This is a genomic window from Pseudomonas sp. SBT1-2 (assembly GCF_028640875.1).
Classification (GTDB): domain Bacteria; phylum Pseudomonadota; class Gammaproteobacteria; order Pseudomonadales; family Pseudomonadaceae; genus Aquipseudomonas; species Aquipseudomonas chlororaphis_I.
Window position 1 is genome coordinate 45159 of the sequence record NZ_JAQZAA010000068.1, and the last position, 9359, is coordinate 54517.

At 57.4% G+C, this 9359-nt stretch carries 7 protein-coding genes; 2 read left to right on the top strand and 5 right to left on the bottom strand.

What is annotated here, in order from left to right:
- Positions 1-68: 68 nt before the first annotated feature.
- The 4 genes from PVZ78_RS11415 to PVZ78_RS11430 form a co-directional block, all read right to left on the bottom strand.
- A complete protein-coding gene (locus PVZ78_RS11415; RefSeq protein WP_273828697.1) occupies positions 69-848 on the bottom strand; it encodes a fimbrial biogenesis chaperone in 780 nt (259 codons plus the stop codon).
- Entirely contained in the window at positions 848-3415 is a 2568-nt protein-coding gene (locus PVZ78_RS11420) for a fimbria/pilus outer membrane usher protein (protein WP_273828698.1), read from the bottom strand. Before PVZ78_RS11420 ends, PVZ78_RS11415 begins: the two co-directional genes overlap by 1 nt.
- Before the next feature lie 170 nt (positions 3416-3585).
- Complete coding sequence (locus PVZ78_RS11425; RefSeq protein ID WP_273828699.1) at positions 3586-4353, bottom strand: fimbrial biogenesis chaperone; 768 nt, start codon at positions 4351-4353, stop codon at positions 3586-3588.
- Positions 4354-4377: 24 nt separating this feature from the next.
- Positions 4378-4941, bottom strand: coding sequence for a fimbrial protein (locus PVZ78_RS11430; RefSeq protein ID WP_273828700.1), 564 nt, complete (start codon positions 4939-4941; stop codon positions 4378-4380).
- Between the two features lie 521 nt (positions 4942-5462).
- Between PVZ78_RS11430 and PVZ78_RS11435 the strand changes: the two genes are divergently transcribed.
- Positions 5463-6092 (top strand): response regulator transcription factor, encoded by a 630-nt coding sequence (locus PVZ78_RS11435; RefSeq protein WP_023968165.1) that lies wholly within the window; start codon positions 5463-5465, stop codon positions 6090-6092.
- A 109-nt stretch (positions 6093-6201) separates the two neighbouring features.
- On the opposite strand, the gene PVZ78_RS11440 is transcribed toward PVZ78_RS11435, so the two are convergent.
- A complete protein-coding gene (locus tag PVZ78_RS11440) occupies positions 6202-6690 on the bottom strand; it encodes an Hpt domain-containing protein (RefSeq protein WP_273828701.1) in 489 nt (162 codons plus the stop codon).
- A 786-nt stretch (positions 6691-7476) separates the two neighbouring features.
- On the opposite strand from PVZ78_RS11440, the gene PVZ78_RS11445 reads away from it, so the two are divergent.
- Positions 7477-9359 (top strand): VCBS domain-containing protein (locus PVZ78_RS11445; protein ID WP_273828702.1); only part of this gene is annotated, 1883 nt, incomplete at its 3' end.

Consider the following 9359-nt stretch of genomic DNA (forward strand, 5'->3'; position numbering starts at 1 on the left):
GTGGCCCTGCGGACACCCGATCGCACCCCCGGGGCAACCCGCCCGCTACGACCTGGTCCGAGACAAAACTATTGCTGTAACCGCGCACTTCCACTCAGCGTCTCCCCGCTGTCTATCGCCACCTGGTAACGAACGACCGTCGCGCTGGCGACGGCTGCCTTTTTTGTTGCGGGCAGGGCGATACGGGTCGTGCCGAAAGGCTCGAGCGTGATCCCCTGCCAACTGATCGATTGAGTCCCGCTGCCCAGTTCCAGCTGCGGGATGGACACGTAGTAAGGCGCCCGGCTGGTGGCCAACAGCGCCATCTGCCCGTCCGACCCCGGGGTCTTGTCGAGGCTCCAGAGCACTTGCCCGATTGCCTCGTCCGCCTTGCCGGCAAGGCCCGAAGGGCGGTACAGCAGCTTCATGCGCATGCGATAGGCCAGGCGCAGCACATTGCTGTCGGTGGTCGTCACTGGTGGCACTTCGAGGAAGTTGATCCAGAACACCGACTCGCGATCGCCGGGCAAGGGCTCGCCGGTGTAACGCACCACCAGGGCGCTGCGCTGTTGTGGGTCCAGCCGTGAAATCGGTGGCGACAGGACGAACGGCACCTTCAGGCGGCTCGGGTCGGCATGCGTATCCCCCCGGTCCAGCCAGGCTTGCAGGAGGATCGGCGCATCGCCGGTGTTGCCGACCCTGACCGTCAACGCCGGGGCATCGGCCGGGTAAATGAAGCGCGTGCCGGTAATGGCCAGCGCCGCCTGGGCGTCGACGCACAGCGACATCAGCAACCAGGCCGACAGCAGGCCGCCACAGATCCGCCGAGCCATGGCCGAGGGGCCGCGCAAGCCGCATGCCTGTTGCATCAGCCGTTCCTCGCCTGGGCGGATGCCCCGGCAGCGTCGGGAGGTACCGGGCGGCATGGCAGGTCGAATACCTCATAGCCCTTCGCCTCGGCCGCCTTGGCAGACGTTGCATCGCGTTCGGGCAAGCGGTAGTCGATCAGGCATTGCTGCCCGGGCTGGTCGCCCCATTCGACGCGGATCGAACCCTGGTCCTTTTCGCTGCGCAGCACCAGGCGACTGCCCTGGCCGACCGCGCCCATTTCCACCCCGCTCTCGGCGTCGGTGGCGATCGCGGCAAACGGCAGGAGCGCGCCATTGGGTTGCAAGCTGTTGATCAGGAAAGAGCGCGCCTTGCGGGTCGGGTACGACAGCATCACCACGGCTCCCGCCACCGGCGCGGTGTTGCGCGAGCTCACCTGCAGCTCGACGTCGTCAGGCATGCCCAGCGGGTCGATATCCACGGTGTTGAGCTGGAAAGGCGTCAGGCTGGGCACTACCGCGTAACCGCTGCCATTCACCCGCGCGCCGCTGTAGCCGACCCCTGCGCCCTTGGCATGAGGCGCGTAGACCAGGCCGCTGGTCTCGCTCAGGGTCTGGGCAAACGTCAGCCCTCCGGGGTGCAGGATCATGCCGCCGGAAGCGCCGATGGACGCCTGGCGGTAATCGCTGCCCTGGGAAAAACTGGAACTCAAGGCCACCTGGGGCAAGGAATAATTGAGACTGGCGTTGTGGCTGGTTTCCCGTTGCTTGTCATCACGGGAAACGGCCACGGCATAGGTGGCTTTGCCCGCGTCGTCCACTGTTCCGGAAACGCCGCTGGTCAGATGGGTTCCCGTGCTCTGGTCGTGACTGACGAAGTTATTGAGCACCGTTGCGCCCCGGGTCTCACGGCCCAGCGGGATCGTAAGGGTCAAACTCAAGGTCGTATTGCTACTGACTGTCCGACGCCCTGAAGACCGGTTCTGTCCCAAGGTGCGCTGTACGGCGAAGGAATAGCTGTTGCCCCGCCACTGATTGCTATAACCCGTGGAAAAGCTCAGGGTCTTGCCTTGTCTATTCCAGTAATTGAGCGCCGAACCACTGGCATAGAAATGCCCGCCAGTGGCCTTCAACTGCTGGCTGATATTCACATCCAGCCGGTCACGCATTCGGGAGAAGGCTTCCACCCGTTCGCCGCCCTCGACGAAGTCCTGCAACGCGACCGCGTCATGCAGTCCCAAATAACCACGGGTCGAGTAGCGATAAGCCAGTAACGAGAAGTTGGTACCGCTATTGGGCAGGTTCTTGCTATAGGAAAGACGCAGGCTCGTCCCCTTCAGACGGCCCCTTCTGGGTACGTTGGTTTTGGCCTGGGTCACATCGAAGGCAAAGCCCCCCACATCGGTATTGAGCGCGCTCCCCATCAGTACCGACATATAACTGCCCGTGACAGCGCTGCCGATGTATCCGGTAATGTCGTTATCCAGACCGTGCTGGGCTGTCCCTTGCAGCACATACTGGTTACTGCCGCGCAGCCCGGGATCGATGATCTGGCCGGCGGTGAAGCTGTATCGGGAGTTTCCAGGACGCAGTAATTGAACAGTCGTGGCGAAGGGCACGGTAAAGCTGCTGCTCTTCCCGTTGGCCTCGGTCACAGTGACGTTCAAGTCGCCGCCGAAGCTGGCGGCTTGAAGATCGCTGATTTCGAACGGTCCCGGCGCAACGGACGTTTCCGAGATCAAGTAACCACGTTGATAAATAGAGACCTTGGCGTTCGAGCTGGCTGTCCCCCGGACAACAGGCGCATAAAAACGCTCGTTGTCGGGCAGCATCCGGTCATCGCTGGTCAGTTGGGCGCCGCGAAAGGATACGGAGTCGAACAGATCGGCATTGGTGACGCTTTCGCCCACCAGCAACTGTGAGCGCCATCCCGGCAATTCGGTCTGGCCGTAGATGGAGCCTCGCTGATAACGGCTACCCGCTTCCGGAGACCAGGTCAGGGTGCCGTTATGCCGCAAGTGCACCGACCCCATATTGAGCCCCATGTTCAGACCGGCGTAAGCGTCGGTCCGGGTGCGGCCGTTATTCTGTGCACTGAACAGGTTGGTGTTGTAGTTGAGCAGCCCTGCAGAAATGCCGCGATCCCAATTCGCCGGATCGACATAGGTTTTCGACCGGCCTTTCTGCAGGAAATATTGCGGGACCGAAAGATCGATCGTCAGCTTCTTGAGATCGATCTTCGTGGTGAGACCAGGAATGTAGCGAGCCAGGTCGGCGCAGTAGGTGCCCTCCGGCATGTTTTCGGCGGAAGGTTGCGCCGAAGCCTTGTCCAGATCGATACCGGCGCGGACCAGCAACGAACGCTCATAACAGGGCTGGCCCCCTTGCGGCCCGTGCGTGTCGCGAAACTCGATGTTCTGCGTGGCACGCCACTGGCCATTTACCAACAGGTCGATGCGGTAATTGCCCGGAATGAGAAATCCCTGGCGCTCAAAGCGGCTGGTATCGATGGGGGCACCTTCGGTCTGAAACAACATCTGCGAATCGAATACCACGCCCTGCCCCGCAGGCTCGGCAGTGGAAGTTTCGGCCCATGTTTCAGTCGCCATGACAATCGCCGCCGTAGAAACAAGACCTAGAAAAAACCGAACTGGGCTCCAACCGTACGAAACTAACGCACAAGCAAAAACAGCCAGATAACTACGCTGGACGTTCAACATATTCGATACCAGCATGCAGCCAGGTCATAGAGATGACAAAAACTGCAGGGTGAGAAAAGTTACAGGGGCAATGGTTTTTCAAGTACGCGCCGCCCACCGAAGTCATTAATGACCTCGTAATGAACAGAGGCTTTTCGATAAGTCTGAGGAGCCCGTTCAGGCAATGGAAAAAAACCACTACTGAAAGGCGCGATCATTTCATCTTTAATTGCAACCCGCCGCCCATCCAGAGCAACTTCGATTTTTCCGAAAGAAACGTAATACGCAGTCGGATTAGTTACCTGAATTCCCAGGTGATTCTCGACCTTGCCTTTTTCATCCGGATGACCGGCTTGTTTGAACTGCCAATCGAGCTTGTTCGCCACCAGGTCCACATCCGACTTCAAGCTCTTGGGTCGGAAGAACACTTTGATTCGGGTTCTGAAGGTAAACTGCAAGACATTTTCATCGACTTCCTTGCGCGGAGGTGTTTCCAGCACATTGAGCCAGAACAAGGATTCCCTATCTTCTGCAAGTTTTTCACCCGTGAAGGAAACACGCAGTGAAGCTGAACTGTCCGGATCCAGGCGAATCACCGCCGGGGACACCAAAAATGGAACTTTCATTTCCTCGGGCCCCTTAGTTGAATCGCCATCATCAATCCAACTTTGAGCCAATGCAGCAGAGGCACCGGTGTTGCTCATTTTTATTGTAACTTCACGGGCATCCGACGGATAAACCAGTCGAGTGCCCTGGATGACTACCGACGCCTGTACGATTCCAGAACATACGCCCAAGAACATGACGCCGAGAACGAAAGAAGAAAAAATACGCGCTTTCGGCGTCATGAATTACTCCTCGGGCGCTGGCCTTTACTTATACGACAGGGTGTATCGAACGAAGGAGTTACCCGAACCCGCGCCAACACTAGCCGCGGTTGCAACATAGTTCGCCTTGAACTTGAGGGTTGCAGTGTTGGCTGCAACGGTGGCGACCTGTGGCGTGGCTTCCGACTGACCGAGCGGGATTTTCGTGCCAGCAGCGACATCGTCGTTGAACACCTGGATCTGTACGCCGGTGGCAGGCGCAGCGCCAATCAGCTTGAGGTTCCCGGTCACCACGTCGACGTTGCCCACCTGGTCAAAATCAACGACGACCTTGGTTCCATTGGCACATTGCGCGCCGGACAGCACCAACGCGAACTTCTCGAACGGAGAAGCATCGCCAATGGCCTTGAAGATCGAAGGAGAGATGCGCCCCAGTTCCACGTTGGTGATGTTGTTTTCACCCGGTGCCTGGCCGTTGATATTGCAAGTCACGTCAGAGATGCTGCCAGAGAAGTTAACCACGCCATCAGTGGCATGAGATAACGAAGGAACAAGTGCAGCAAGCATCAAGCTGGAAGTTGCCAGGGACAGTAAAGATGTGCGTTTCATGTGATTTCCTTGTTCACGTTGATCGGCAAAAGAAGTTCAATCTATTTGATTGTCCTCCCGGTTCAGCCATGACCAAATCACACTGGCCATGGCAGCCCAAGCCTCTCTCATTCAAAGTCTAAGTCAATGGGTCGACAACAATAGCAAGCTCCTTTAGGTGCCCCATGAAGAACGCCCAAAGGAAGCCGTAGCTTACCGATCAACCTTCGAATTTGAATTGAGAGACGGCCGAAGCACCCATCAGAAATATCTTAATAAACCGCTCATTGATTTCGTCTTTACTTATGAGACAAGACTGTGTACTTCTTCAACGCGTTGCGTGTTAGCTGAACTCTACCAAGTGCTCGCGTCGCAGCAGCCTGAACCAGGCCAACTCGCTACTCAATAAAAAATGAAAGGAGTCTACCCGCAGGCCTGCGCAATGAGCGCCGACAAAAAGGCCCAACCTCAATGAGAAGAATTGAATATAGAGAGTAAGAATATAAAACCTACACGCATAACCAATATAGAGAGAGCACACTATGGGATCCATAGTCATAGTCGACGACCACCCCCTGGTCAGGGTTGCATTGAAAGTCATACTTGAGCGTAACGGGCACCATATCGCCGCCGAGGCAGACAATGGCGTCGACGCCATTCAAGTTGTTCGTACCCATAAGCCGGACTTGGTAATACTTGACCTCGATCTACCGCAACTGGACGGGCTATCCGTACTTACTCACTTCAAGGCCAATAATTTCCTGGTAAAAACACTGATATTGACTTCCAGCGACTCAAAGAACTTTGCCGTACGTTGTTTGCATGGGGGCGCAGCAGGGTTCATCTGCAAGGACGAAGCGCTGGATGAGGTGGGAGATGCAGTAAAAGCATTGTTATCAGGGCATACCTATTTTCCTGAAAGCTCTCTGCTCCTGTTGCAGGAAAGCATTCACACCAACCAGATGCAAAGCATTGCCGCCTCCCAGCTGACCAACAGGGAAATCACCACATTAAGGTTATTGGCACAGGGTCTTAACAACAGGGAGATTGCAGCGACTCTGCTTATCAGTCACAAAACGGTCAGTACTTACAAAGTAAGACTCTTGAAGAAGTTCAACACCACCAACCTTCTGGCCCTGATTGAAATAGCCAGGCAGAAAGGAATCATATAGGCCTCTTGCGAACCCCAGCAGCGCATGGACATCTGTCTGTTCCAGAATCAGCGTCTTATCGGTTTTGCGACGGGACATCGAGCACTACTCCCTTGGAGAAGCAGAGGAATCAGCGCTCACGAGGCAGTTCTCTCAGATTGATTGGCCCATCATCCTGTATGGCTACAAGACAGATGTCCTTGAGGTTGAGCAACGCCTGCTCGACCCACTGCGCCCTTTCCAACAGCACTGGCCAGGTCCCTGCGATACTGATTTCCCTCAGGCGCTGGCAGCTGGAGATCAGCGGCTGGTACTTCAATACACAAGCGGCACCCGCCATCTTGTGGCACAGCCTGGCAATGGCTTGCCGATCTTTTTGTTCGCAGTACACCCGCAACAGTTCAAGGTCTTTGATCTGGTAAGTCCGTACCTCCTCGATGAGCCGTCGTGCGACTTGCTCATTGTCGCCAGCAAGGTCCATGAGCCTGCCAAGCACCTCCAGCAACGACTCGGCGGAACCGACCCGGATAGCGTGAAACACCTCGTCATCCACGCTTACCCCTGCGTTGAAACTTGGTGTCTCCGGCGTTGCGCCGACCTGTGCATCCTGCCTATTCATATCTGCCTCCTTGCTCACTTGAATATGCCGCAGCCCGTTCATCGAATACGGATCAGGCTAGGCAAAACGCCTGGAGGCGAATATCAGACGTTTCTCAAAGCGCTGAACAGGGCGGCTTTACTCAGGGAGTCCCCAGACATTGAAGTCCGGAGAGCATGAAAAAAACCCGCCAGAAAAACGCTCTGCCGGTTTTTTTAATAACTGACGCTGCAACTTGCGGCCACCCAGCACTGGCATGAATCAGCCAGCCCTTGCCGCATAAGGGTTTCAGCCCATTGAGCCGCATCAGTGCCGGGTACCTGCGAGCATTTCGCCAAAAACACATCGACACAATATTGACACCAAAACACCCGCCCGTCGGAATATTGGCACTTCGTACTGTTACTCCCGGTTAACACCTTTACAAGGCCTGACCCCACAACTAAACAACTATCCAACTGATATCAGGAAAGGCCGTATCCCTGAATCAGAACGACCCAGATTCATCCAGCCATTACTTCAGGAGTCCCTTTCATATGGGTGCTCTCAGGCTATTGCGCACCCTGCGCAGCGCAGCTTCAGGCTTGGGCTCATGTTCGCCCAACCGCTCCTGCGACTCGCTTTTCAAGTACGGCGAACTTCTTCACCTGCACGCCACCTGCGTCCCTCTTCCGGCAGGCCCAGACGGCCGACGATGTCCGGGATCAGCTCGCACCGCTCCTTGACACCCTGAGCGGTACAAGCATGGGACTTCGTTCTGTCAGCAGGACCTGGCGATTCTAAAAAAAGCATTCTCGGGAGAAAGACATGGCTACCACTACAACGACCAGCGGCGGCACCACCACTTCGTTTTCCAATACACCGCAGGCGCAGGACGACATTTTCACTACAGGTGTCATTGGCACGAGCAGCGCAGCCATCACTGAAGACCTGCAGGGGATCGTGTATCTGGACGTCATGTCCAATGACCTGGGCGGCAATGCAAAGACACTCTGGTCACTCGATAACGCGACCAGCCTTTCTACTGCTACCAAGATTTATGCTCCGGCCGATCTCCTGGTCCAGGACACGAGCAGAGTCGAGTCGACGAGTTCTGACACCAGCTTCAATGGTGCAAAAATATGGATTACGTCGGATGGAAAAGTCGGCTACGACGCCGCGACCTTATCGACGGCTTTCAAGGCGCAACTTCAGGCACTTGCTGCCGGAGCGTCCCTGACAGACAGCTTTACGTACGCGATTCGTCTCGGCAATGGCACACTCAGCTGGGCCACTGCGCAGGTGCAATTTGCAGGTGTAAATGACAGTGTGACGATGAGCCTCGGCGCACAGGCCGGTACCGTAACCGAAGATGCGACCACGACAGCGAGCCCGACCGACTCGCACAGCGCGACGGGCACGATTGCCTTTAGCGATGTCGATCTGAGCGATACGCATACCGCCTCGTTCGTGGCGGCGCAAGGCAATGCCACAGCGCTGGGCAACTTCGCCCTCGCCTCTGTGATTGAAGCCGCCGATACGGCCAACGGCACCGTCAACTGGACTTACACCCTGGATAACGCGGCAGCCCAGTCCCTGGCCCAGGGTCAGACGGCCAGCGAAACTTATGTGGTCACCATCAGTGACGGGCTTGGCTCGTCGACAACGCAGAATGTGACCATCACCATCACCGGTACCAACGACCAGGTGCAGATCACCAGCGGCGTGCAGAGCGGAGATGCCAAGGAAGACAGCGGCGACTACGCTGCCAGCGGCAACATCACCTTTACCGACGCCGACCTGATCGACAGCCACAGCGTTACCGTCACGCCGGGCGCTTCGGGCTACCTGGGCAGCTTCACTACAGACCCGCTGAACGACAGCACCGGCACGGGCAGCGGCTCGCTGGACTGGCACTTCGCGGTAGACAACGCTGCCCTGCAGTTCCTCGGCGAAGGCCAGACCGTCACCCAGACCTATAACGTGGCGATCGGCGACGGCACGGTGCAGACCGTGACCATTACCCTCACCGGTACCAACGACCGACCGACGCTGACGATTGCCGACACTACCGGCGCCATGAGCGAAGGCAACGCTGCGGCCACACTGAGCGACAGCGGCGCCCTGAGCTTTGCCGACCTGGACAACATCGACGTGGTGACGGTGTCGCACACCGCCAACGGTGACATCGCCTGGAGCGGTGGCAGTCTCAATGCGGACGTGGCTTCGGCACTGGTGGCCGGCTTCTCGGTCGATCAGAACAGCTGGGACTACAGCAGCAGCCAGAACCTCGACTTCCTCGGCGCGGGTGAAACCATCACCTTCTCGTACAGGGTGGTCGCCACCGACAACAGCGACGCGGCCAACGCTACATCGGCGACGCAGACCGTCAGCATCACCATTACCGGCAGCAACGACGCGCCGGTACTCAGCTTCGCCAGCGGCAATGATGCCGGAGCCGTGCAGGAAGACATTACCCTCAGCATCAGCGGCCAGTTCAGCTCGATCGACATCGATCACGATGCCTCCGCTATCTGGAGCATCAATGGCTCGCCAACCGGCAGCTACGGTTCGATTGCCGTGGATAGCACCGGCCAGTGGACCTACACCCTGGCCAACGGCACCGATGGCGTTGCCGGTGCGGTGCAATCGCTCAAGGCCGGCGAGAGTCATGATGAGGTGTTCAGCGTGCAGGTCAGCGATGGCCTGGG

Coding starts and splice junctions, on each gene's coding strand:
- PVZ78_RS11415 (WP_273828697.1), bottom strand. CDS start 848: ATGCAACAGGCATGCGGCTTGCGCGGCCCCTCGGCCATGGCTCGGCGG.
- PVZ78_RS11420 (WP_273828698.1), bottom strand. CDS start 3,415: ATGGCGACTGAAACATGGGCCGAAACTTCCACTGCCGAGCCTGCGGGG.
- PVZ78_RS11425 (WP_273828699.1), bottom strand. CDS start 4,353: ATGACGCCGAAAGCGCGTATTTTTTCTTCTTTCGTTCTCGGCGTCATG.
- PVZ78_RS11430 (WP_273828700.1), bottom strand. CDS start 4,941: ATGAAACGCACATCTTTACTGTCCCTGGCAACTTCCAGCTTGATGCTT.
- PVZ78_RS11435 (WP_023968165.1), top strand. CDS start 5,463: ATGGGATCCATAGTCATAGTCGACGACCACCCCCTGGTCAGGGTTGCA.
- PVZ78_RS11440 (WP_273828701.1), bottom strand. CDS start 6,690: ATGAATAGGCAGGATGCACAGGTCGGCGCAACGCCGGAGACACCAAGT.